At 68.8% G+C, this 23,655-nt stretch carries 23 protein-coding genes; 3 read left to right on the forward strand and 20 right to left on the reverse strand.

Annotated features, from left to right (window positions below; translation table 11 throughout):
- The first annotated feature begins 73 nt into the window (after nt 1-73).
- Nucleotides 74-1,123 (forward strand): LacI family DNA-binding transcriptional regulator, encoded by a 1,050-nt coding sequence (locus AC3RXZ_RS09905; RefSeq protein ID WP_243228938.1) that lies wholly within the window; start codon nt 74-76, stop codon nt 1,121-1,123.
- A 158-nt stretch (nt 1,124-1,281) separates the two neighbouring features.
- Here AC3RXZ_RS09905 and AC3RXZ_RS09910 read toward each other — a convergent pair whose 3' ends face one another.
- The 6 genes from AC3RXZ_RS09910 to AC3RXZ_RS09935 form a co-directional block, all read right to left on the reverse strand.
- Complete coding sequence (locus tag AC3RXZ_RS09910; protein WP_243228937.1) at nt 1,282-2,334, reverse strand: DUF998 domain-containing protein; 1,053 nt, start codon at nt 2,332-2,334, stop codon at nt 1,282-1,284.
- Between the two features lie 516 nt (nt 2,335-2,850).
- The gene (locus AC3RXZ_RS09915) at nt 2,851-3,798 is read right to left on the reverse strand and encodes a siderophore-interacting protein (RefSeq protein ID WP_243228935.1); all 948 of its coding nucleotides are present in this window, start codon (nt 3,796-3,798) and stop codon (nt 2,851-2,853) included.
- Entirely contained in the window at nt 3,788-4,588 is an 801-nt protein-coding gene (locus AC3RXZ_RS09920) for an ABC transporter ATP-binding protein (protein WP_243228933.1), read from the reverse strand. The genes AC3RXZ_RS09915 and AC3RXZ_RS09920 overlap by 11 nt, the downstream gene beginning before the upstream one ends.
- Nucleotides 4,585-5,658: a FecCD family ABC transporter permease gene (locus AC3RXZ_RS09925; protein WP_491493900.1), complete on the reverse strand. Its 1,074-nt coding sequence runs from the start codon at nt 5,656-5,658 to the stop codon at nt 4,585-4,587. The genes AC3RXZ_RS09920 and AC3RXZ_RS09925 overlap by 4 nt, the downstream gene beginning before the upstream one ends.
- Before the next feature lie 5 nt (nt 5,659-5,663).
- Nucleotides 5,664-6,710, reverse strand: a complete 1,047-nt coding sequence (locus tag AC3RXZ_RS09930; RefSeq protein WP_491493901.1) for a FecCD family ABC transporter permease — start codon at nt 6,708-6,710, stop codon at nt 5,664-5,666.
- Nucleotides 6,707-7,735 carry an iron-siderophore ABC transporter substrate-binding protein gene (locus AC3RXZ_RS09935; protein ID WP_491493902.1) on the reverse strand — a complete coding sequence of 343 codons (1,029 nt, stop codon included), beginning with the start codon at nt 7,733-7,735 and terminating at the stop codon, nt 6,707-6,709. Before AC3RXZ_RS09935 ends, AC3RXZ_RS09930 begins: the two co-directional genes overlap by 4 nt.
- Nucleotides 7,736-7,872: 137 nt before the next feature.
- Here AC3RXZ_RS09935 and AC3RXZ_RS09940 point away from each other — a divergent pair, with 137 nt between their 5' ends.
- On the forward strand, nt 7,873-8,922 hold the full coding sequence (locus AC3RXZ_RS09940) for an FUSC family protein (RefSeq protein ID WP_491493903.1): 1,050 nt from the start codon (nt 7,873-7,875) through the stop codon (nt 8,920-8,922).
- On the opposite strand, the gene AC3RXZ_RS09945 is transcribed toward AC3RXZ_RS09940, so the two are convergent.
- The 4 genes from AC3RXZ_RS09945 to AC3RXZ_RS09960 are packed head-to-tail and all read right to left on the reverse strand — an operon-like array spanning nt 8,907 to nt 13,133.
- Nucleotides 8,907-10,142 carry an MFS transporter gene (locus AC3RXZ_RS09945; protein WP_491493904.1) on the reverse strand — a complete coding sequence of 412 codons (1,236 nt, stop codon included), beginning with the start codon at nt 10,140-10,142 and terminating at the stop codon, nt 8,907-8,909. The two genes, AC3RXZ_RS09940 and AC3RXZ_RS09945, sit on opposite strands and share 16 nt — an antisense overlap.
- Before the next feature lie 56 nt (nt 10,143-10,198).
- Complete coding sequence (locus tag AC3RXZ_RS09950; RefSeq protein WP_491493905.1) at nt 10,199-11,209, reverse strand: ABC transporter substrate-binding protein; 1,011 nt, start codon at nt 11,207-11,209, stop codon at nt 10,199-10,201.
- Nucleotides 11,206-12,027 carry an ABC transporter ATP-binding protein gene (locus AC3RXZ_RS09955; protein ID WP_243228919.1) on the reverse strand — a complete coding sequence of 274 codons (822 nt, stop codon included), beginning with the start codon at nt 12,025-12,027 and terminating at the stop codon, nt 11,206-11,208. Before AC3RXZ_RS09955 ends, AC3RXZ_RS09950 begins: the two co-directional genes overlap by 4 nt.
- Nucleotides 12,027-13,133, reverse strand: coding sequence for a FecCD family ABC transporter permease (locus tag AC3RXZ_RS09960; protein ID WP_243228917.1), 1,107 nt, complete (start codon nt 13,131-13,133; stop codon nt 12,027-12,029). Before AC3RXZ_RS09960 ends, AC3RXZ_RS09955 begins: the two co-directional genes overlap by 1 nt.
- A gap of 222 nt (nt 13,134-13,355) precedes the next feature.
- On the opposite strand from AC3RXZ_RS09960, the gene AC3RXZ_RS09965 reads away from it, so the two are divergent.
- Complete coding sequence (locus tag AC3RXZ_RS09965) at nt 13,356-14,018, forward strand: DNA alkylation repair protein (RefSeq protein ID WP_491493906.1); 663 nt, start codon at nt 13,356-13,358, stop codon at nt 14,016-14,018.
- A 6-nt stretch (nt 14,019-14,024) separates the two neighbouring features.
- Here the strand turns inward: AC3RXZ_RS09965 and AC3RXZ_RS09970 are convergent, their stop codons facing one another.
- The 10 genes from AC3RXZ_RS09970 to AC3RXZ_RS10015 form a co-directional block, all read right to left on the reverse strand.
- Nucleotides 14,025-14,207, reverse strand: coding sequence for a hypothetical protein (locus tag AC3RXZ_RS09970; RefSeq protein WP_491493907.1), 183 nt, complete (start codon nt 14,205-14,207; stop codon nt 14,025-14,027).
- Between the two features lie 89 nt (nt 14,208-14,296).
- Complete coding sequence (locus AC3RXZ_RS09975) at nt 14,297-14,704, reverse strand: RidA family protein (protein WP_491493908.1); 408 nt, start codon at nt 14,702-14,704, stop codon at nt 14,297-14,299.
- Nucleotides 14,701-15,543: a fumarylacetoacetate hydrolase family protein gene (locus AC3RXZ_RS09980; protein ID WP_491493909.1), complete on the reverse strand. Its 843-nt coding sequence runs from the start codon at nt 15,541-15,543 to the stop codon at nt 14,701-14,703. Before AC3RXZ_RS09980 ends, AC3RXZ_RS09975 begins: the two co-directional genes overlap by 4 nt.
- On the reverse strand, nt 15,540-15,977 hold the full coding sequence (locus AC3RXZ_RS09985; RefSeq protein WP_491493910.1) for a YybH family protein: 438 nt from the start codon (nt 15,975-15,977) through the stop codon (nt 15,540-15,542). The genes AC3RXZ_RS09980 and AC3RXZ_RS09985 overlap by 4 nt, the downstream gene beginning before the upstream one ends.
- Complete coding sequence (locus AC3RXZ_RS09990; protein ID WP_491493911.1) at nt 15,974-17,254, reverse strand: FAD-dependent monooxygenase; 1,281 nt, start codon at nt 17,252-17,254, stop codon at nt 15,974-15,976. Before AC3RXZ_RS09990 ends, AC3RXZ_RS09985 begins: the two co-directional genes overlap by 4 nt.
- Nucleotides 17,255-17,385: 131 nt before the next feature.
- A complete protein-coding gene (locus AC3RXZ_RS09995; RefSeq protein WP_491493912.1) occupies nt 17,386-18,285 on the reverse strand; it encodes a LysR family transcriptional regulator in 900 nt (299 codons plus the stop codon).
- Nucleotides 18,286-18,354: 69 nt separating this feature from the next.
- The gene (locus AC3RXZ_RS10000; protein ID WP_491493913.1) at nt 18,355-19,209 is read right to left on the reverse strand and encodes an ATP-binding cassette domain-containing protein; all 855 of its coding nucleotides are present in this window, start codon (nt 19,207-19,209) and stop codon (nt 18,355-18,357) included.
- Nucleotides 19,206-21,146, reverse strand: a complete 1,941-nt coding sequence (locus AC3RXZ_RS10005) for a dipeptide/oligopeptide/nickel ABC transporter permease/ATP-binding protein (RefSeq protein WP_491493914.1) — start codon at nt 21,144-21,146, stop codon at nt 19,206-19,208. Before AC3RXZ_RS10005 ends, AC3RXZ_RS10000 begins: the two co-directional genes overlap by 4 nt.
- Nucleotides 21,143-22,087, reverse strand: coding sequence for an ABC transporter permease (locus tag AC3RXZ_RS10010; RefSeq protein WP_491493915.1), 945 nt, complete (start codon nt 22,085-22,087; stop codon nt 21,143-21,145). Before AC3RXZ_RS10010 ends, AC3RXZ_RS10005 begins: the two co-directional genes overlap by 4 nt.
- Nucleotides 22,087-23,613: an ABC transporter substrate-binding protein gene (locus tag AC3RXZ_RS10015; protein ID WP_491493916.1), complete on the reverse strand. Its 1,527-nt coding sequence runs from the start codon at nt 23,611-23,613 to the stop codon at nt 22,087-22,089. Before AC3RXZ_RS10015 ends, AC3RXZ_RS10010 begins: the two co-directional genes overlap by 1 nt.
- Between the last annotated feature and the right edge of the window lie 42 nt (nt 23,614-23,655).

A 23,655-nucleotide genomic window follows, 5' to 3' on the forward strand; every position in this document is an offset into this window, starting at 1 on the left:
AGTTCTACCTCATCGACGATGCCGGTGTCCGCCCTGATGCTCGAAGCGTTACCGAACTGAGACCGGTCCCAGCATGGGCTTCGCGGTTGCGCCGGAAGTGAGTAGAGTCACTCCGGTGAGCGATCTGACGGCGAAGCGGAAGCCGACGATCCGCGACGTGGCGGTGCAGGCCGGGGTTTCCCGCAGCACGGTCTCGCGCGTGATCAACGGCGGGCACTGGGTGTCCCCGGACGCGCGAGTCGCCGTCGAGGAGGCGATCATCGCCACCGGATACACGGCCAACCACCATGCGCGCAGCCTCGCCACCGGCCGGGCGGGATCCATGGCGTTCCTGCTGACCGAGCCGCAGCAGCTGCTGTTCGATGACCCCACGTTCGCGCTGCTGCTGCGCGGAGCCGCCGAGGCGCTGGCCCAGCGCTCGATGACGCTCGTGCTGCTCGTCGCCGGGACCGCGGCGGAGCGAGAGAGCGTGGCGCACTTCATCAGCGCGGGCCACGTCGACGGGGTCATGCTCATCTCCTCGCACGAGTCCGAGCCTCTGCTGGAGGAGCTCATCGACACCGGCATCCCGACCGTGTGCTGCGGCATCCCGCTCGGGCACGAGGGCGAGCTGTCGACCGTCTCGGTCGACGAGGTCGCGTCGGCGCGGGCGATGGCGGCGCACCTGCGGACGCAGGGCCACCAGCGGATCGGCATGATCACCGGTCCCGACGACACCCCGGGCGGGCGGTACCGTCTCGTCGGGTTCCGCGAGGAGCTCGGCGAGGCGTTCGACGAGTCGCTCGTGGAGGTCGGCGACTACTCGTTCGAGTCGGGGCAGGCCGCCATGGCCCGACTCATGGAGCGCGGCGTGGACGCCGTGTTCGCGGCGAGCGACCGGATGGCGGCCGGAGCCGTCGCGGCGGCACGCAAGGCCGGGCTGCGCGTGCCGGACGATGTCGCGGTCGCCGGTTTCGACGACTCGGGGCTGGCCGCGACGCACCAGCCTCCGCTGACCACGATGCGCCAGCCGTGGGACCAGATCAGCGCGCAGATGGTGACTGTGCTGCTGGACGTGATCGCGGGAGCCGAGCCCCGATCGGTCATCCTCGACACCGAGCTCGTGGTGCGCGCGAGCGCCTGAGGCGCGGGGCCGGATCAGCACGCGAGATCCGGAGAGTAGCGCGAGATCCGGATGATCCCGGCAGATCCGTCCGGATCTCGGTCTCGTCTCCGGATCTCGGCGCGCGGCGGATGCGACGAGCGGCACGGTGCCGGATGCCAGTGGCCGACGCGGGATGCTCAGCGGCGCAGCGTCGCGCGCGTCGACGGGCGCGACTGCTCGGGCGTGAGCACCGCGAGCACTCGCACCAGCGTCGTCATCCAGAGCAGGCCGAGGCCGACGACGATGGCCTCGAGCACCGTGACCGAGTAAAGCCCGAACGGTTCGGCGAGGATCACCGCGACGGCGATCAGTACGCCCACGACGGCCGTCGTCAGCAGCAGGGGTGCCGGGCGGCCGGGAACGACGATCGTCGTCACGGCCGCGGCGGCGACGAAGAGCACGAGGGTCGCGAGGGCCGCGATGTTGTGCGCCACCAGGATGCGGTGGATCGGGAACAGTCCGACGCAGGCGAGGGCGATCCCGGTGGCGGCCCACAGTGCGACCACCCAGCCGACCCGGCCCAGCGCCTCGTCCCCGAGGATGCGGTGCAGGTCCCGACCGATGTACGACCCGACCGTGGCGACCAGGAGTCCCGCGACGACGAGCGTGCCATTGAACGCCCAGGAGCCGGCGCCGATGCCCAACTGGGAGAAGTTCAGCTCCCACCACCGCGGATCGGCGGCCGTGAGCATCGCGAAGAGCGTGCCGATCACGAGGTAGCTGAACAGCAGGCCGGCGAGGTCGCCGGTGTCGAGGCCGATGCCGGCGGTGAAGGTGAGGCGCCCGGCGACGGCCGCCGCCACGCCCGTGACGATCCCGCCGCCGATCGCGGGCAGCTCGAGCCCCTGCAGGCCGACGCCGAGGATCTCTCCGGCGAGCAGCACGCCCATCGCGGTGACGCAGGCGAAGGCGATGGTCAGGGCGATGGCGGACAGGTCCGAGACGGCCGCCTGCCAGCGGGGCATGGGCTTGGTCTCGCCGCGCCGGTGCAGGAAGGTGCTGACCACGAAGGATGCCGCGGCGATGGCCCCCGCGATCAGAGCGGCCGGGATGCCGACGGACCCGTCCCCCGCGATCGGCCGGGGGTTCCCCCACAGCGCGACGGTGCCGATGACCGCTCCGGCCAGGAAGCAGATCGCCGTGGCCCAGATCGCGCGGGTCTCGGCCAGCATCCGCTTCCCCTCATCCATGCCTCCATCGAACCATGCCCCGCCGACGCGCTTTGCCCCGTTCGGACTGACGCCCCCGGCTCGTCGGGCCCCTCCGTTCGTTGAGCGAGGACGGCGCAGCCGACCGAGTCGAACGCGTTCGCGACGGAAACCCCGTTTCGACTCGCTCCGCTCGCTCAACGACCGAGAGGGGTCGCGGGCGAGCGAAGCGATGCCCGCCCCGGCGCAGTCGTCGGCGCAGCCGACGCTGCCACTCCCCTCCCCTCACAAGAAGGGGTGGTGCGTCGCTCCGCAGCGAAGGGCGGAGGGGTGCTGACTTCGCGAGCATCGGGAGGGCCCCGGCGCAGCCGGGAGGGACCCTCCGCGAGCGAAGGCAGCACCCCGCAGCCCGGAGCGGTCGCCCCGGACCGATGTGCGGCGCTGGACACCGCGTTTCGACTCGCTCCGCTCGCTCAACGAACGAAGGGAATGCTCCCCGCCGGAAACCCCGTTTCGACTCGCTTCGCTCGCTCAACGAACGGAAGTCACGAAGCGCGATCAGCCGCGCATCGCGACGCCCCGGCGCCAGTAGCCCATGAACGCCACCCGTCCCCGGTCCACCCCGAGGTCCTTCACGAGGTGCCGCCGCAGCGTCGTCACGACACCGCTCTCCCCGGCGATCCAGAAGTAGCGTTCGGTGGAGACGCCGGTGTCCTCGAGCTCCTCCCCGAGCCCGGAGTACACCGGCGTCTCCCACACCAGGTCCTCGCCGTCGATGTCGGTGACGGTGATCTCCGTGGTGTCGTCATCCCCCAGATAGTCGAGCACGGTCGGGATGAGGCGCAGCCCGTGGGCGGCCGTCCCCCGCGGCAGCCAGTGCACCTCGACCCCTTCCGGCGCGTCGATCGGGAGGATGTCTTCGGCGACCGGCACCTCGATGAAGGCGTGGCCGCGGAGGTCGCGCGGGGCGTCCTCGAGGATGCGGGCGATCGCGGGTGCCGCGGTCTCGTCGCCCGCGAGCAGCACGCTCGACGCGTTTCCGGGCGCGTACTCGATGCCACCGCGTTCCTCGCGGCCGCGCCGCGGACCGATGAGGAAGAGCTCCTTGCCGACCGAGGCGGAGCTCGCCCACAGCGAGGCAGGACCCGTGAGGCCCGGCGCCAGGTGCAGCACGAAGTCGATCACGACCTCAGTGCCGGCATCCGAGACCCGCAGTTCCCGGATCGAGTAGGTGCGCATCGCGCCGCGCTCCTCTTCGGGCACGGCCAGGAACGATCCCCACCAGTCGTCGCTGTCGCGGTCGAGCGGGGGCAGGATGCCGGACGCCGGCGGGAAGATGAGCTTGATGCGGGCGTCGAAGACATCACCAGGGGTGCCGAACTCGGCGATCTCGTCTCCGCCGAACGTGATGCGCACGAAGTTCGGCGAGACCCGTTCGACAGCGCGCACCTCGGCGCGCCCGAGCACGTACGACGACTTCTGCTTGGTGGTGGTCTCAGCGGACATGATGCCTCCCGATTGGTGTGACCATCGGCTTGCCGGAAACCGGGTCTGTGGTGATCTGATTGGCCATGCCGAACACGGCCTCGACGAGGTCGCTGGTGACGACCGCGTCGGGGGTGCCGGTGGCGTGCACGCGCCCGCTCTTCATCGCGACGAGCTCGTCGGAGTAGCGGGCGGCGAGGTTGAGGTCGTGCAGCACCATGACGATGGTGGTGCCGCGCGAGACGCTCAGGTCGGTGAGCAGGTCGAGCACCTCGACCTGGTGCGCGACGTCGAGGAAGGTCGTCGGCTCGTCCAGCAGCAGGATGTCGGTCTCCTGCGCGAGCGCCATGGCGATCCACACCCGCTGCCGCTGGCCGCCGGAGAGCTCGTCGACACTGCGATCCGCGAGGTCGGCCGTCCCGGTCGCGGCGAGCGCGTCGGCGACGGCCTCGTAGTCGTGGGCGCTCCAGCGCGAGAGCACCTTCTGGTGGGGATGCCGCCCGCGACCGACGAGGTCGGCGACCGCGATCCCCTCGGGAGCGACCGGCGACTGCGGCAGCAGTCCGAGGATGCGGGCGACCTCCTTGGTGGGGCGCGAGTGCACGGACTTGCCGTCGAGCACGATCTGTCCGGCGCTCGGCGACAGCAGGCGCGCCAGCGAGCGCAGCAGCGTGGACTTCCCGCAGCCGTTCGCTCCGACGATCGTGGTGATCTTGCCCGGGGCGAGGGTGAGGTCGAGCTCGTCGATGATCGTCCGGTCGCCGTAGGCGAGACGGACGCCCTCGGCGCTCAACTGGTGGGACGCGGTCACAGCGATGCCCCCTGTCTGTTGGTGCGGATGAGCAGGTAGATGAGGTACGGCGCCCCGAGGATGCCGGTGATCACGCCGACCGGAAGTCGGCCGGGGAGCGCGAACTGTCCGATGAGGTCTCCGCCGAGCACGAGCAGCGCCCCGATCATCGCCGAGGGGAGCAGGAGGTTCGCTCCGGGACCCGTGATGCGGGCGGCGATGGGGCCGGCCATGAACGCGACGAACGCGATCGGGCCGGTGGCGGCCGTGGCGAAAGCGAGCAGCGCGACGGCGCCGAGGATGAACAGCAGTCGCGTGCTGTTCACGCGCACGCCGAGACCGGCGGCCGAGTCGTCGCCCAGTCTCAGCATCCCGAGCGACCTCGACTGCGAGAACAGGAGCGGCAGGATCACGAGGGAGGCCAGCGCGAGCGGCGCGACCCGCTCCCAGGACGCGTTGTTGAGGCTGCCGGTGAGCCACTGCATGGCAGTCTGGATGTCCCATTGCGCGGCACGGGACAGCAGATACGAGATCACGCTCTGCAGCATCGCCGCGATGCCGATGCCGATCAGGATCAGTCGTGTGCCGGCGAAGCCGCCCTTGTTCGACAGCAGATAGATCGCGATCGCCGTGATCAGGGCGCCGCCGAGGGCGAGCGCGGAGACGACCGGCCCGTCCAGGGAGAGCACGATGATGCCGATCACGGCGGCGACGCTCGCCCCCTCGGTGATCCCGATGATGTCCGGCGAGGCGAGCGGGTTGCGCAGCAGCGTCTGGAACGAGACGCCGGCGATGCCGAACGCGATGCCGGCAAGGATCGCCACCGCCGTGCGGGGCAGCCGCAGTTCGCCGACGGTGAAGGAGGCTCCCGGGACTGTCTCGCCGAGCATGACGCGAATGACCTCACCCGGCGTGTAGAAGGTGTCGCCGACCATGAGGGCGGTGGCGGCGAGGGCGACGAGCAGAATCGCGAGCACGATCGTAGCGGTCGCGTGGCGGCGGTGGCGGGCGCGGCGACCGGCGATGATCGCCCGGACGTCCGGTCGCACCCCGGCCGAATCGGGGGCGGGGCGCAGGGGGGCGGTCTTCATGACGGTCACAGTTCGCGCACCTTCTGGCGGCGGACGATCCAGATGAAGAACGGGGCGCCGACGAGGGCGGTGATGATGCCCACCTGGATCTCCTCGGAGGAGGGCGCGATGACGCGCCCGATGATGTCGCTGCCGAGCAGCAGCACGGATCCCGCCAGGGCCGAGAACGGCAGCAGCCAGCGGTGATCCGTGCCGATGAGCATCCGGCACATGTGCGGGACGACGAGTCCGACGAAGCCGATGGGGCCGGCGATGGCGGTCGCGGCTCCGGCGAGGATGACGGCGCCGATCGCCGAGACGAGACGCGTGCGGAACACGTGCTCGCCGAGGCCGGCGGCCATGTCGTCGCCGAGCGCGAGCGAGTTCATGCCACGTGCGCAGGCGAAGCAGATCAGGGCGCCGACGGCGAGGACGGGCGCGGTCATCGCGATGCGCGGCCATTCGGCTCCGCCGACGCCGCCCACCTGCCAGGACTGGAACGACTGCAGGAGGTCCACACGCGGCAGCATGATCGCGCTGATGAGCGAGGCGAAGGCGGCGGAAGTCGCCGCCCCTGCCAGGGCGAGCTTGAGCGGCGTCGCCCCTCCGCGTCCGAGCGAGCCGACCGTGTAGACGAAGGCGGCGGCGAGCGCGGCGCCGACGATCGCGACCAACAGATAGCCGTTCGCGTCGGAGAGTCCGAGGAACGCGATTCCGATGACGACCGCGAGAGAGGCGCCGGTGGTGACGCCGAGGATGCCGGGGTCGGCGATCGGGTTGCGCGTGACAGCCTGCATGGTGGCGCCGGACAGCGCCAGGCCCGCTCCGATGAGGATCGCCAGGACGGTGCGCGGGATCCGTTTGATGATCGCGGCCTGGGCGATCGTGTCGTCGTGTCCGGCCAGCGCGCCGACGACGTCGTCGACGGTCACGGCGCGCACGCCGAAGGACAGGGACAGGATGCTGAGCACGACGACGACGCCGAGCCCGGCCAGCAGCCAGAGCACGCGCACCAGCACCGGGCGCCGAAGGTCGACGGTGCCCGGTGCTGCGGTGACGGATGCTGAGGTCACTCGGAGACGAGCGGGGCCTCGAGCAGGGCGAAGTACTCCTCGATGCCCCACGGGATCGACAGCGGCGAGGGGTTCGCGGACGCCGCGAGGGGCGTCGCGTCGCCCAGGATGGCGATGCGCCCCTCGGCGATAGCGGGAATCTTCGACAGCAGCGGGTCCGCCTGAAGCACCGGGATGATCGACTCGTCGCCGTAGGTGACGAACAGGTCGACGTCAACGAACGCGTCCGCCTCCTCGGAGCTGGTGGTCAGGTAGAACTCGGTGCTGTCGGCGTTCTCCTCCACGATGGCCGGCATCGGGACGCCGATCGAGTGCAGGAACCCTGGACGCGTGTCGGCGGCCGTGTAATAGCCGATCTGGCTGAGGTCGTTGGGGTCGATGTAGCTGAAGAGGACGCTCGCGTCCTTCAGCGCGGGGTGCGCTTCGAGAGCGGCATCCGTCTGCGCGTGCAGGTCCTCGATGAGCGCGTCGCCCTCGTCGGCGAGCCCGAGCGCCTCGGAGTTCATGGTGATCATGTCCTCGACCGACGTCCCCCACGCGACGCCGGGGTACGCGACGACTGGTGCGATCTTGGAGAGCGTGTCGTACTCCTCCTGCGTGAGACCGGAGTAGGAGGCCAGGATGACGTCAGGCTTCGTGTCCGCGACGGCCTCGTAGTCGATGCCGTCGGTCTCGTCGAAGAGCACCGGCGCCTCGGCATCCAGTTCCTCGAGTGCATCCTCGACCCAGGGCAGGATGCCGTCGCCGTCGTCGTCTCCCCAGGTGGCCTTGCTCATGCCGACGGGCACGATGCCGAGCGCCAGCGGCACCTCGTGGTTGGCCCAGGCCACCGTGGCGACGCGCTCGGGCTTGGCCTCGATGGTGGTCTCGCCGTAGACGTGCTCGATCGTCACGGGGAACGCGCCGTCGGATGCGGGGTTGCCGCCCGCGACGTCGGTGCTGGTAGGTGCGGAGGACGCGCAGGCGGAAAGGCCGGCGGCCAGCACGACGGCGGCGGCGAGGCCGAGGAGACGAGAGGTGCGCACGGGCATCCCTTTCGGAATCGGGGTCTGGGTGCGGCGCGAAGCGCCTGAAGCTTTGGTAAGCCTGCCCTAATCTAACAGAAGGTTAGGGTCGCCTCAGTTCCCGATGCCCGATTGTGACACGGGGCTAACGTGGACGCATGCGGATGACGGCGGCGGTGCGCAGTGCGAGACGGGCTCCTCTGCTGCAGGTGGTCAAGTCCGCGGTCGCCACGATCGCGGCCTGGCTCATCGCGGGCTGGCTCGTGCCGGGGCCACTGCCCGTCTTCGCAGCCATCGCGGCCCTCCTCGTCGTGCAGCCCAGCGTGAACCAGTCACTGACCAAGGCGCTCGAGCGCAGCGTCGGAGTGATCGCCGGCGTGCTGATCGCGGTCGGCCTGAGCCTGTTGCTGGGACCGCAGAGCTGGGTGGTGCTGCTCGCCATCGTCGTGGCGATGCTCGTGGCCTGGGCGCTGCGCGCGACTCCAGGTACCGGGAACCAGGTCGCGATCTCGGCGATGCTCGTGCTCGCGCTGGGGTCGTCGAGTCCGCAGTACGCCGTCGACCGCATCGTCGAGACGCTCATCGGGGTCGTGATCGGCATCATCGTGAACGCCCTGATCGTGCCGCCCGTGCTGGTCGCGCCCGCCCGGCGCGACCTCGGACTGCTCGGCGCCGAACTGGCCGCGAGCCTCGACCGCCTGGCGGAAGCCCTCCCCTCGGTACGAACTCCCGCGCAGCTGCAGGAGCTGATGCTGCAGGCGCGGCTGCTGAGGCCGATGCAGGCGGCGGCCGAGGCGTCCATCGCCGCGGGCGAGGAGTCGCTCACGCTCAACCCGCGACGCTCGTCGCACCGCGACGACCTGCGGGAGATGCGCGCGCTGCTGACCACGCTGTCGCCGATCGTCACCCAGGTGATCGGCATGACGCGAGCGTACTTCGACCACTACGACGATGCGCTCGGGGACGAGCCCACCGTGCACGCCATCGCGGAGCAGCTGCGCCGCGCGGGTCACGACGTGCGCCTGAAGGTGCAGATCGCGGACGTCGCCCCCGAACCCGAGACTCTGACCTCGGCCGTCCCGGCTCTGACAGCGCCGCTGCAGGTGAAGCCACCCGCCTCCGCGCACTGGATCCTGATCGGCTCACTGCTGGAGGACCTGCGCCGCATCCGCGGCGAGCTCGTCGGGGATGATCAGGACGCCTCCTGACGCGACCGAGATCCGGAGCCGATTGCTGAACGCGATCCCAGCGCGGCAGGTATCAGCGCGAGGGCGACAACAGCAGGAACCAGCAGTGCGATCGCGAGGCCGAGCCCAGCACCCAGCGCCAGCCCCGCGCCGGCGAGGACGGCGCCGACGAAGACCCCGAGACTCATTCCTGCACCGTTGATGCTGTAGGCGGCGGTCGTGACTTCTCCTCCGCGTTCTGCGATCAGAGTGGTGATGAGGGCGGCGACGATCGCATGACTGAAGCCCATGAGAGCGGTGGCGGCGAGTGCGACAGGCAGCGCATCGGCGGTGAAGACGACCACGAGCGCGACGGCTCCGCCGCCGAGGCCCCCATAGAGGAGGTGCCGCCGTGTGCCGGCTCTTCTCGCCCAGCGACCGGCGAGGTAGTTGCCCGTGAAGAACGACGCTCCGCTGAGCGTCCACACCAGAGTGAACGCGACCGGGTCGAGCTCGAATCGGTCGTGGTAGTGCTGGGCGAGGAACGCCAGGTACCCCATGAACGCGGTGGTACGCAGGAACGCGATGCCGATGAGCGCCAGAAGATCGCCGCGGCGGCGAAGCAGCCCGAACGCATCCTTGTACCCCAGGCGTGCCGTGTCCCGCACCTCCTCGTTCCGGTCCGCACGGAGGAAGAGCGTCGCCGTGACCCCCGCCAGGCCTGCAGTGACCCACAGCGTACCGCGCCATCCGCCACAGGAACCGATCGCACCGATGACGGGGGCTGCGAGAACTGCGGCGAGGGACTGCGTCGCGGTCACCATCGTCGCCGCCCGTCCGGAGTCGCCGCGACGCGAGAACATCGTGGTCGCCATCGTGAGCAGGGTGGGCGTGAGGATCGCGGTCGCGGCACCGATCCCGATGCAGAAGATCACGAAGGCGGGGAGCGATCCGAGCGTGGCTACCAGGCTGGTGATCGCCAGGAACGCCAGACTCGTCGCCGCGGCGTACGGGGCGGACCAGCGTGCGATGAGCGGAGCGAGAGCGACGCCGACGACGAGTGCGGCGACCCCGCCGAGTCCGCGCAGCATTCCGACGATCGAAGCATCCTGGTCGGCGCTCCCAGCGATCGGGACGAGGAATGTGGAGTAGACGGTGAAGGGGAACAGACCGATGACGGCGGCGAGGAGCACCGGCCACAGGGCTCGGATGATCCGCGCGTCCGCAACGGGCGAATCGTGCTGAGCGTCAGGGAAGGACATGGTGGTTCGCCGGGCCGGCGACGGCGGCAGTGCGCCGGCCGCCGGCCCGGCTTCGTTCAGCGTGCCTCGGCATACTCACGGAGATATTCGGCGAACCCTTCGAGCCCGTCGATGTTGCGGGGACTGGAGATGGCCTCGTTGTAGTCGAGGATGTAGAACTCGTCGTTCACCACCGCGGGGAGCGAGGCCGTCGTGGGATTGGACTTCAGGAAGTCGATCTTCTCCTGGGCGGGCTGGTCCTTGTATTCGAGGATGATGATGACCTCTGGCTCGGCCTCGACCACGGCCTCCCAGGTGGCCTCTGTCCAGCGCGCTTCGACATCGCCGAAGATGTTCTCTCCGCCGGCATAGCGGATGATGTCGTTCGGCGGCACCTGGCTCGCAGCGGTGAACGGCTTGTCGGTGCCGAAATCGTAGAGGAAGACTTTGATCGGGTCGCCGTCCGGCGCCTGCTCCTGGACCGCGGCGACCCGCTCCTTGTACTCGGAGATGATCTGCTCCGCGCGCTCTTCGACGCCGAAGATCTCGCCGAGCCGCTCCAGGTCCGTGTAGAGCCCTTCGAACGGCGTGTGCTGCTCGGGGAATCCCGGGTAGTTGAAGCACGTCTCCGAGTGCATGAAGCTCTGGATGCCCAGGGTGTCGAGGATCTCGGGGGTGATGCCGCGCGAGTCGGAGAAGCCCGAGTTCCAGCCGGCGACGACGAAGTCGGCGTCCGCATCGACCACGAGTTCACGATTGAGCAAGTCATCGGAGAGGAACTCGACCTTCTCGTACTCCTCCGCCCAGGGCGACTCGCTCACCGGCGGATTGGCCGGAGGCATGACGTACCCGAGGACGTGATCCGTCAGACCGAGCGCGAACATCTTGTCGGCGCTTCCTCCCTCGTAGACGACGGCTCGCTGCGGGGTCGTGTATTCGACGGGCTCGCCGCAACGGTTCACCGTCGCCGACGCCTCCACGCCGGGTGCATCCTCGATCTGGGCGCCGCACGCAGTGGTGATCAGCGCGATCGCCGTCGCGGGGATGAGCGCGGCGACGCGCCGGCGGGATCGAATGCGGTCAGTCATAGGGAGAGGCCTTTCGTGTTGTGCGCAGCATGCACGCCGGATGAGAATGCGCCCTGATCGAGCGCGAAGAGGATCTGAGGGTCACCCGTGAGCGGGTGCGCGATCACGGTCGCCGCCACGCCGAACACCTCGGCGAGCAGCGACGGCGTGAGCACATCATGCGGTGTCCCCACGGCGGCCAGCCGGCCTTCGGCGATGACCGCGATCCGATCGCAGGCGGCTGCCGCGAGGTTCAGATCGTGCAGCACGACCACGGTGGTGAGCGAGTCCGCGCGAATGCGGCCGAGCAGGTCGACCTGATGGCGGATGTCGAGGTGATTCGTGGGTTCGTCGAGCACGAGTACCCGCGGCTGCTGCACGAGAGCACGAGCGATGAGCACCCGCTGCCGCTCTCCACCGGAGAGACCGAGGACGCCGCGCGCCGCCAGGTGCCCGACATCCATCCGCTGCATGGCCGCGCGCACGAGGTCGCGTTCCTCAGCGGTGAGCGGTTCGTTGCCGCGCTTGTGCGGAGTGCGGCCGAGCGCAACGGTCTCCTCGACGGTGAAGTCGAAGTCCGATCCGCCCTCCTGCGTCAGTGCGGCCACGCGTCGGGCGTTCTCGCGCAGGGACAGCTCGCGGACGTCGTCGCCACCGATGCGGACGACCCCGCCGGCGGGCACGAGAGCGCGGTACACCGCACGCAGCGCCGTGGACTTCCCGGAACCGTTCGGACCGACCAGGCCGACGACCTCGCCCTCCGCGACGCGGAGGTCGAGGTCGTGCACGAGCGCACGACCTGCGATCTCGATGTCCAGATTCTCGATGCGCAGGTCCATCAACGTCCCCCGAAGGCGTAGCTGCGGCGGCGCATGAGCACGATGAAGATGGGCACACCTATCAGCGCCGTCAGCACACCGAGCGGCAGCTCGCGGGGAGCGACCAGAGTGCGCGCGAGCAGGTCCACCCAGACCATGAGGATCGCACCGACGAAGGGCGCGACCAGCAGCAGGCGGGCGTGCGTGGCGCCCACGATCATGCGGGTGATGTGAGGGATCACCAGACCCACGAAGCCGATCGTGCCGCTGACCGCAACCATCGCGCCGGTCATGACAGCCGTCACCGCGAAAAGGAGCTTTCGCGACCGCGACGCGTCCACGCCCAGGCTCGCGGCCGCTTCGTCACCCAGCGACATCACGTCGAGTGCACGGCTTCCGCGGTGCAGCACGATGATGCCCGCGACGACCATGACAGCCACCACCGGCAACGACCCCCACTGCGCGGCGCCGAACGAGCCCATCGTCCAGAACAGCACTGTCGAGGTCGCCTCACTGGTGGGGGCGAAGTAGATCATGACGCTCATCACCGCCTGGAATCCGAAGGACAGCGCGACTCCCGTCAGCACGAGCCGCAGGGGCGTCAAGCCGAGGCGGCCGGAAGCGATCGTGTAGACGAGCACGGTCGCGAGCAGCGCTCCGATGAACGCCCCGACGGAGACCGCGTAGATGCCGAGTCCTGCCAGGGCCCCGAGCAGCGACACGGTGACCGCTCCTACTGCCGCGCCCGAGGAGACACCGAGGATGTAGGGGTCGGCGAGCGAGTTTCGCACGAGCGCCTGTATCGCGACACCAACCGCGCTCAACCCGGCGCCGACGACGGCAGCCAGAAGGACGCGCGGAGCGCGGATCTGCCAGATGATCTGGTAGCGCGTCGCCTCGTCCGCGGGGATCGCACCGCCGGTGACCGAGGCCCACAGGTAGCGCGCCGTGTCCTCCGGGGGGATGACAGCCGAGCCGAGTCCGATCGCCACGAACATCGACACGACGAGGACGACAGCGAGACCGATCAGCACGAGGGCCGCGCCGGTCGAGGATCTTCCGGCGTATTCACCGCGCCATGGAACGCGGCTGGCCGTCTCGGCGGTGCGGCTGGTGAAAGAGGTCATCGGGCTCGTGGATCCGTTCGCCGGGCATGGTGCCGACATTGTCGGGATGGCGGGACTCCGGCAGAACGCGATCAGCGCGTGACGCGAGGACCGCGCGATCGATCAGCCGGAATGATAATCATTCTCATCTACGCGTCGAGCCCTCGTCAACTCGGACGGGCAGGGCTCGACCGGCGGGCGCGACCGGCCATGTCCGTTCGGCCCGCGACGTACGCTGGGAAGATGACCGGACTGGACCAGGCGCTGGCGGACCTCGCCGCCCTCGAGGACCCGAAGATGCGCGCCGCCAACGAGAAGCGCGGCGACGACCACGGCATCAACCTGTCGCGACTGCGCGCCCTCGCGAAGACGATCAAGACCGACCACCCGCTCGCGGTCCAGCTGTGGGCGACGGGCGAGACCGCTCCCCGGCTGCTGTCGATGCTCATCTGCCGCGTGAAGGACTTCAGCGCGGACGAACTCGATGCGATGGTGCGCGAGACCGAGGTGCCGAAGGTCAACGACTGGTTCGTGAACTACCTCGCCAAGAAGTCGCCCCACGCCGAGGAGCTGCGGCTGCGCTGGTTCGAGGATGGCGATCCCACCGTCGCCGCCGCGGCGTGGTCGCTCACGAGCGTGCGCGTCGCGAAGGATGCCGACGGCCTCGACCTGGAGTACCTGCTCGACATCATCGAGCGCGACATGAGGGACGCACCCGCCCGCCTGCAGTGGGCGATGAACGAGACGCTGGCCCAGATCGGGATCTTCCACCCCGCACTGCGCGAGCGCGCGCTGGCGATCGGCGAGAAGCTTCAGGTTCTCGCCGACTATCCGACCGCGCCGGGGTGCACGTCGCCGTTCGCGCCGATCTGGATCAGCGAGATCGTCCGCCGTCGCGAGGGCTGAACCCGCTCAGACGGGAGTTCCGCCGGTGCCGTCCGGCGCGACGGTCGTCTGTCCCCCGTCCCATCCGAGCCCCTGAGTGCCCTGCTGGGCGATGAGCTCTCGCAGGTCGGCATGGATGGCGTCCAGGCGATCGCAGATCGCCTGTCCGTCGGTCGTCGTGGGCGGAGTGAAGGTGTCGTTGATGCTCATGCCTCGACTCTCGACCGCTGCGCCACCGCGTGCACAGACCGTTGAAACGCGGGCGGCGCCGTGGTACCGGGCGTGGATCGGCCCGCCGCTCAGGCGGATGGACGCTCGGTCCCCGGGACGGACAGCACAGCCAGGAGATCGACATGGATGAGAGCCCCGCCGTCGAGCTCGCTTCTGAGCACCTGCCGAGCCGGACGCGACGCGGCGTCGGGGAACATCGCCAGCCATTCGCGGTTCAGCGCCGTGCGCTCCCGGTAGTCGACGAGGTGCACCGTGAGCTTGAGGATGTCGTCCGTCGAACCGCCCGCGGCATTCATCAGCGCGTCGACGTATCTGAAGACGTTCCGGCACTGCTCGTCCAGGGATACAGGCATTCGCCGCGTCTCGGCATCCCGTCCGGTCAGTGCGCCGGAGGCCAAGAACGGACCGATCCGGCTCGCGACCGGGATCGGGTTCTCGTGCCCGAACGCGGCGATCTCGATGGAGTGGCGGCTCATGCCACCACGGTGTTCTCGATCGCACCCAACCCCTCGATCTCGGCACGCACGACGTCGCCGGGCCTGAGCCAGTTCCGCGTCGGTGCACCGATGCCCGAGGGCGTGCCGGTCGCGAGGACGTCTCCCGGCATCAGGGTCATGACCTGGCTGAGATAGGCGATCTGCTCGTAGATGTCGTAGATCATGTCACCGGTGTCGGAGTCCTGTCGGACCTCGCCATTGACGCTGAGCGTCATCCGCAGTGCCAGCGGGTCGTCGATCTCGTCATCGGTCGTCAGCCAGGGGCCGATCGGTCCGTGCGTGTCGAACGACTTGCCGAGCGTGAACGTCGGTGACAGCTTCTGCAACCAGTCCCGCACCGAGACATCGTTGGCGACGACATATCCCGCGATCACCGAGCGCGCTTCCGCGGCGCTCACGTTCTTGCAGCGGACGCCGATCACGACACCCAACTCGATCTCGTAGTCGAGTTCGTCCGAAACGGCGGGCTTGACGATGACGCCGAACGGGTCGTTCAGGCACGAGACCTGCTTGTTGAACCACAGCTGGCTCGTCGGGATCGGGATGCCGGCCGCCCGCGCCTCCTCGGCATGCGCGGCATAGTTCATCCCGATGCCCAGATACTTCTGCGGGTCGTCGATCGGCGCGAGCAGGGTGACCTCCGACAGCGGATGACGGGGGCCGTGCACCGCCCTGATCTCGTCTCCGCGTTCTGAGAGCGACGGCAGCAACGCGCGCAGGGAGCCACCGAACTGCTCGGTCAGGTCGATGATGCCATCGCCGTCGACCCGGCCGAGACGGACCTCGCCATCGGCGATGCGGAAGCGGGCGAGCTTCATTCCGCCCCCTCCTCACTGGGCAGCGCTCCCCAGACCTGTTCGCCCATCGGCGTCATCTGGAAGCTCACGAAGCGCCACGCCCCGTCGGCTCCGCGCTTGAGCACCTGGGTCGCCACGCCGCTCAGGGTCCGCTCGGAACCGTCGGGGTTGCGCAGTCGATTGGTGATGGGACCCGTCATGATGGCGACGTCTCCGACCAGGCGGATCGACAGCTCGCCGCGGGTCATGTCCAGGTAGGCCCGGCGGGTGCCGACGTGCTCGAGCAGCTGAGCCTTGGTGTGCGTGAGTCCGGGAGCGTGGATATGCACGAGCTCCTCGTCGAACAGGGCGTCCAGCGTCTCGAGATCCCCGTCGATGAGCGCCTGTTGCCTCCGGCGCTCGACCTCCAGGATCTCCAGGCGGATCGCGAGCTCGATGTCCTCCGTCGTGGTCATGGCGCGACCTCCTGGGCATCGAGCCAGGTGCGGAATCCGGTCGCCTCGCCGGCTTCGTGCCCCGGCCGCGGTGAACCCACGAGCGCGTGGTAGCGGCTGAAGATCGCGTCCGCCTCGGCCAGGGGCAGGACCTCTTCGATGTCGTCGAACGGCTTGCCGTCGGTGCGCTCGGCGACCATGCGCCGAATGACCTCGTACCCCTCTCCGCGCATGTTGTCGGCGATGCGGTTGGCGACCTCGCGCCGCTCGGCGTCGTAAGCCGAGAACGCGGTCGCGGGATCGCCGGACGCGACGAGCTTCTCGGTGAGCACCCGGGCATCGAGCATCGCCTGGGTGATGCCGTTCCCGCCGCGCGGGTACATCGCGTGGGCCGCATCGCCCAACAGGACGACGCGGCCGTCGACCCAGGTGTCCAGCGGGAAGTGCCGGATCAGCGGGAACAGGTAGACCTCGCGGGCGTCGCGGATGAGCTGCTGGACGTCCAGGAACGGCAGCTTCAGCGTGTCGAAGGCGCCGATGATCTGCTCCGGGTCGGCCACCTGGTTCCAGTCCTCGATCGTCTCCTCGCCGTTGGTCTCGACGACCCAGTTGATCAGGTCGAGCCCGGAGCCCTCGAAATCCTCGGCGATCGGGTAGACGACCATGGTGGAGATCCGAGGGTCGCCGAGGTGCAGGATCGTGTGACCGTTGCGGAACGGCTCTCGCAGCGTCGTGCCACGCCACATCGTGATCCCGGAGAACTCCGGCTCGGCGAGTTCCGGGTGCATCTGCCGTCGCACAGCCGACTTGATGCCGTCGGCTGCGATGACCGCGTCGTGTCGCACCTGCTCGCGGCGGTCGTCACGGTGCTCGAGGTCGAGAGTCACCGCCTCGGCGTCCTGCCCGTAGCGCACCGCCCGGGCGCCGAGGACGACGGCGTCCTCGCCGAGCCGTTCGAGCACGGTCCGGTAGAGCAACATCTGCAGGATTCCCCGATGCACGAACCTCTGTTCGTGCAGGTAACCCATGTGGACACCGCACTTCTCGGCATAGATCTCCTGGCCGAAGTGGTTGTAGAAGATCGAGTCCTTCGCGTCGACCGAGATGGCGCGGAACTCATCGAGAAGCCCCAGCTCGTCGAGCTCCTTGGTCCCGACAGTCTTGATGTCGACGCCCACGCCGAGCGGCTTGAGCTCGGGAACCGTCTCGTAGATGGTGGGACGGATGCCGTGCTGGTGCAGCCGCAGCGCCGTCACGAGCCCTCCGGGCCCGGCGCCGATGATCGCGATGTCCTGCATGTTCCTCTTCTATCTCTCGGATTCTCCCTCGCCGAACTCATCGGCGAGGGAGCACGGGGTCGCCGCATAGGCGCGCGCAGGGCAGCGCACGCCGTGAACGCACGACGGTCGATTCGGTGTTTCGGCCGAGCTCAGTCCACGCGGGTGCTGCGGAACCAGTCGCTCATGAAGTCCAGGAAGACCTTGACGCGCTCGGGAGTCTGCCCGCCGGGGCCGTGCACGGCGTAGAGCGACCGCGACTGCACCGGGAACTCCGGCAGCACTTCGACGACGGTTCCGGATTCCAGCGCGCGCCGTGCCGATCGCCGAGGAATGATGCCGATTCCGCGACCGGACTCGATGAGCTGCTCGAGCGTGAGATACGCGTTCGTCGTGACGATCGGATCCGTGACCTTGAAGTGCACGAGGTCCGGACCCTCGCCGAGCCGCCAGGCCTGATCGCTCGTGTGGCTGAGCAGGTCGTGGTCGTTCAGCTCTGAAATCGTCCTTGGGGTGCCGCGGCGCTGGAGATAGTCCGCCGAGGCCGCGAGGACGAAGGGCAGTTCCGAGATCCTCCGTACGCGCACCCGCGAGTCCCGCGGATCCCGCGCGTGGAATGCCACGTCGAACCCGCGGTCCAGGAAGTCGTACAGCCGGTCCGAGATGCCGCCCAGTTCCAGCCGCACCCGCATGGCCGGATGCGCCTCGACGAACGCCCCCACGGCGGTGCCGAGGTCCATCAGCCCGATCCACTTCGGACTGATCACCGACAGATGACCCTCGGCCGAACCCTGCGTGTTCGACATCTGTGCGTCGGTCTCGTCGATCTCCTGCAGGATCCGCTCGCAGAACTCCGCATACGTCACGCCGGCTGCGGTCAGCGAGACCGAGCGCGGGGTACGGTTCACCAGACGCACGCCGACCTGCTCCTCGAGGTCGGCGACGTGCCGGGAGACCATCGACGGCGAGATGCCCAGATCCGCTGCGGCACCGCTGAACGTGGCGGCGCGCGCGACAGCCGCGAACGTCCTCATCACGACCAGTCGGTCCACGTCGGTCCTCTCGCGCCGCGGTGGCCGGCGCGGGCGTCGCCGACGATGACACGAGTGTATCGAGCGCGCTCACGATCGCGCTCCCACGGTCAGGGCACGTTCGGCCGCTCGCTGCGCCCGGCGTTCCTCGCGGCCGGCCGGGTGGGAGGAGGGCGTGGCGTCCAGCAGGCGTCGGCTGTACGGGTCCTGCGGCGCCTCGAACAACCGCTTCGTGTCGGCGAGCTCGACGAGCCGACCGCGTTCCATCACGCCCACCCGGTGTGCGATGTGGCGGACGAGCGCGAGGTCGTGCGCGATGAAGAGATAGCTCACTCCGGTCTGCGCCTGCAGGTCGGCCAGCAGATTGATGATCTGCCCCTGGGTGGAGAGGTCGAGAGCGCTCACCGCCTCGTCGCACACCACGAGTCGTGGTTCGAGCACGAGGGCCCTGGCGATCGCCGCCCGCTGCTGCTGCCCACCCGAGAGCTCGCTGGGGAAGCGTTCGAGGTGCGCAGGCGTGAGGCCGACCATGTCGATCGCCTCGGTCATCCGCCGACGGCGCTCGCGCCGATCACCCAGGCCGTGGCGGGCGAGCGCGATGTCGAGGGCGTGCGACACGAGCTGGCGCGGGTTGAGCGAGGCACTCGGGTCCTGGAAGACCGCCTGGACCTGTCGTCGGTAGGACAGCGGCGTGCGCTCGCCCCAGTCAGCCAGGTCCTGTCCGTCGAAGCGGATGCTCCCGGCCATTGTCGGGACCAGACGCAGGATCGCACGTCCGGTCGTGCTCTTTCCCGACCCTGACTCGCCCACGAAGGCGAGCGTCTCCCCCGGCCGGATGCCGAAGCTCACGCCTTCGATCGCGGGGACGACCCGCGGACGCCGGAGAATCCCGGCACGGGTCTCGTATCCGACAGAGAGATCCTCGACCTCCAGCAGCGCGGTCATCGCGCACCTCCCGGCGCAGCGGTGTCGAGCCGGTCCAGGGCGTCGATGTCGGCGTCGATCTCGGCGCGCAACGCCCCATCGATCACGTTCAGCCGCTCCTGTGTGGCCTTCATCGGGTTCGCGTCCAGCAGCGCTCGGGTGTACCGATGCGACGGCGCATCGAACAACTGCGCGACAGGAGCGTCCTCGACGACGCGACCGCGGTACATCACCGCGGCGCGGTCGCAGGTCTCAGCCACGACGCCGAGGCTGTGGGTGATCATGAGCACGCCCATTCCGTATTCCGCCCGCAGATCGAGGATCAGGTCGAGCACCTGACTCTGCGTCGTCACGTCCAACGCGCTGGTCGCCTCGTCCGCGATGAGCAGTTGCGGATCCGCGGCGAGCGCTATGGCGATCGACACCCGCTGGGCCATACCGCCGGAGAACTGGTGGGGGTAGTCGTCGAGGCGCTTCTCAGCACTCCTCACCCCGACGCGCTCGAGCAGGTCGATCGCTCGAGCTCTGGCCTGCGCCTTCGTCATGCCCTTGTGGATCCGCAGGGGCTCGATCAGCTGAGTGCCGACGGTGTGCACGGAAGAGAGAGCGGCCGCGGGGTCCTGGAAGACGGAGCCGACCACCGAACCGCGGATCCCGCGCAGTTCGCGCTCCGATCGACCGGCGGTCTCGGCGCCCGCGATGCGGATCGACCCGGTGGACAGCCAGGTTCCTGCGGGCAGCATGCCGAGCACGGCACGCGCGAAGGTCGACTTCCCGGATCCGGATTCGCCGAGCAGGCCCACGATCTCGCCCCTGGCGACGTCCAGCGACACGCTCTTGACGATGTCGACCTGCTCCCCGTCGGGACGGGCGAGAGCGACGGTGACGTCTCGAGCGGAAAGGATCGCCCCGTTCAGCGAGGGCTCCCCCGGCCCACGGCTGGGGTGCGCGTCCGGACTCGCGGGAGACGTGGCGCTCCCGGGCTCCCTCTTCGCGGGGATGGCGGGAACCGCGGCATCCGTCATCGCGACCGCCTGGCGCCGCGAGTGCAGACCGAGTCTCGGTATGCGGCGGCGTTCGCCGACGAGGGCATCGTTCAGTCCGTCACCGAACACGCTGAAGGCGAGCACCGTGAGCACGATCGCAATTCCGGGGGGCCACGTGAGGTAGGGGGCGACGTTCTGCTTCTCGACAGCGAGGCTCAGCATCGACCCCCAGGTCGGCGTGTCTCGGTCCAGGCCGACGCCGAGGAAGCTCATCGCGGATTCGATCATGATCGCCGACCCGAGAAAGACGGCCGCCTGAGTGATGATGCCGCCCGTGAGGTTCGGCAGGACTTGGCCGAAGATGATCTGGCTGCGACGCAGCCCGACGACCTCGGCCGCCTCCACGTACGCCTTCTTGCGCTCGGCGAGCACCATCGCGCGGGTCATCCGGGCGAACGCCATCGAGAAGATCAACCCGATCGCGAGCATCAGGACGAACATGTTCCGGCCCAAGATCGTGATCACCGTGATCCCGATGAGCATGCCGGGCAACGACTGCGCCATATCGACGAAGCGCATGCCGATGCGATCCCACCACCCGCCGTTGAAGCCGAAGACCAGGCCCAGCGGCACACCGACGGCGATCGCGACGAGCACGGCCCCGAGCGCCACGAGCAGCACGATGCGCGCACCGTAGATGAGGCGACTGAGCTGGTCCTGGCCGAGGTCATCGGTGCCGAGCAGGAATTGCGCGTCCGGTGCCTGGAGCACGTGGTCGAAATGCGCCTCATTGGGGTCGTACGGCGCGATCCATGCAGCGGTGAGCGCGACCACGATCAGCAGCGTGATGAACGCCGCGGCGACGAGCGTGCCGGGCTGTCGCCGCAGGCGCGAGATGATGCGCCCCAGGTTCGTGGCGTGTCTGCGCGGCCGTGCGGCCGCTTGGACGGTGGAGGTGTATGTGTCACTCATTGCGGTCGCGATTTCGGATCGATCAGGCCGTAGCTGATGTCGAGGATGAGGTTGACGAGGATGATCATCGTCGCCACGATGAGCACGCCTCCTTGGATGACGGCGAAGTCCTTGGCCGTCACACTGCGGATGATGAGCGAGCCGATGCCGGGGAACGCGAAGACCTTCTCGATGGCGAAACTCGCTCCGAGCATGATGCTCACGGTGATGCCGGTCGACGCGAGGATCGGCACCAGCGCGTTCTTGAAGCCGTAATGGAAGACCAGCCGTGGTCGCGAGACGCCGGCAGCCGTCAGGGTGTTGACGTAACGCGCTGAGAGCGTCTCGGCCATGGCTGTCCGGGTCTGGCGCGCGATGAGCGCTGCTCCCGCGATCCCCAGGGCGATCGACGGAAGGATGAGGCCGCGAGCCCACGCGAGCGGGTCGGCTCCGAACGGGACGTAGGCGATCACCGGGACCAGTCCGAGGTTCATCGCGAACACCAGCAGCAGCACGATGCCGATCCAGAACTCCGGGATGGACATGGTCAGCGACGTCACCGCGGTGGCGACGCGATCGCGGATCGAACCCGGCTTGGTGCCCCCGATGAATCCGAGTGCGAGCCCGAGCAGGACCGCGACGATCAGACCGCCGAACATGAGCGACATCGTCGCCGGCATTCTCTCGGCAAACAGTTCCGTGACCGGACGGCCCGAACTGAACGACGAACCGAAGTCCCCGTGCAGGATGCCCGCGTAGTACTCTCCGAGCCGCTCGAAGAAGGGTCGGTCCAGCCCCAGCTGCTGCTCGAGTTGGGCGATGCTCTCCGGCGTCGCCGACGGTCCGAGGATCGCGGCGGCCGGGCTCCCGGGGACCAGGTAGGTCAACAGGAACACGAACAGGGAGAGCAGCAGCAGCTGGGGCACCGCCAGAGCGAGGCGGGAGAGGACGAGCTTGAGCATCAGGATGCGGGGGTCAGATCCCGGTAGTTGACGGACTTCGGCTCCCACTTCTCTGTCGGCGCATCGACGCCGGCGACGGTGGCGCTGTTCCACGCGAGGGTCTCGACACCACGGGCATGGGCGCAGGTGAGCGCCTCGTCCGCGATGATCTTGGTGACCTCCGCCCACAGGTCGGCGGCTTCCTCGCTGTCGCCCGCGGCGATCGCGGCGTCGGCGGCCGATTTGAGCTGATCGCTCTCCAGCCCGGACGGATTGCCGGGAGCGTCGGCTGCGAACCACGCGCTGTACCACTCGAACGGGGTCAACTCGTCATTGCTGGACAGCCCGAGCGGGTACTTGCCGCTGTTCCATTCACCGTTGTACTGCGGCGGGGGCAGCGTCGTGACCGTGACGTGGAAATCGCCGATCTCGGCTGCCTGCTTCATGAAGATCTCGATCTGGGTGGCGTTGTACGGTGCCGCGACCATTTCGACGTCCACCGCAGGGCTTCCGGCCTCGGCATACAACTCCTGCGCGGTGTCGAGATCAGTCGGATACCCGGCGATGTCCGGGTTGTATCCGATCTCACCCTCGGCGAAATGCTGCGTGGCGGCTTCACCCTCACCCTCGACGTCGACCATCTGCTGAACGTCGATCGCGTAGCAGACGGCCTGCCGCAGGGCGACGTCCTCGAAGACGCCGCCGGCACCGCGATCGAAGAAGAACAGGTTGTTGCGGATCGCCGGGTACTGCAGCGAGTCGATGTCCGTCCCCTCGAAGGTCGGCAGTGATGCGATCTCCGTGTCGGTGATGTCCAGATCACCGGCGACGAGCGCGGCCGCAGACGATTCGGGCTCCTCGATCGCGTAAAGCTCGACGTTCGCGAACCCGGGCGCATCGCCCCAGTAGTCTTCGAACGCCAGGAACGACATCTTCGTGCCGACGATGGACGAGGACTCGTCGTACGCCCAGGGCGAGGTGCCGACGGGTGCGGTCGTGATCGATCCGTCCGCGATGGCTGCAGGACTAGCGATCGGCAGCGCTCGCGTGGTGAGGGTGGTCGGCAGCGACGGGTTGGGGCTGGACAGGTTCAGTCGCACCGTGCGCTCATCGACCACATCGACCGAGCTGACCGTCTGGAACGACCCGGCGTACGCGGTCGCACCCGCCTTGACGTACTCGACGTTCGCCTTGACCGCCGCGGCGTCGAGGGGTGTCCCGTCATGGAACGTCACGCCCTCGCGCAGCGTGAGAGTCAAGGCGTCCTCGGTCAGCTCGTACTCGGTGGCCAAGTATGGAGCAGGCTGCCCGTCCTCTCCCGGTGTGAGCAGCGTCTCATACGGGATGCGCAGAACGCCGCCTTCGAGCTCCTGACCGGGCGCCCAGTTCTCGGGGAACTGCCCCCAGTTCACACGGAGCGTGGCGTCCGTCGCCGGGGCGGCCGAGCTGTCGCTGTCGTGGGGATTCTCGGCCGAGCATCCGGACAGCAGCAGACCTGCGACCGCGAGCGCCGCGGCCGACTTCAGTACTGCGCGCTTGTGTGGCACCTTTGCCTCCTTGGATGATTGCGGGCCGGCCGATCGGGCGTC

This window comes from Microbacterium cucumeris (genome assembly GCF_058349845.2).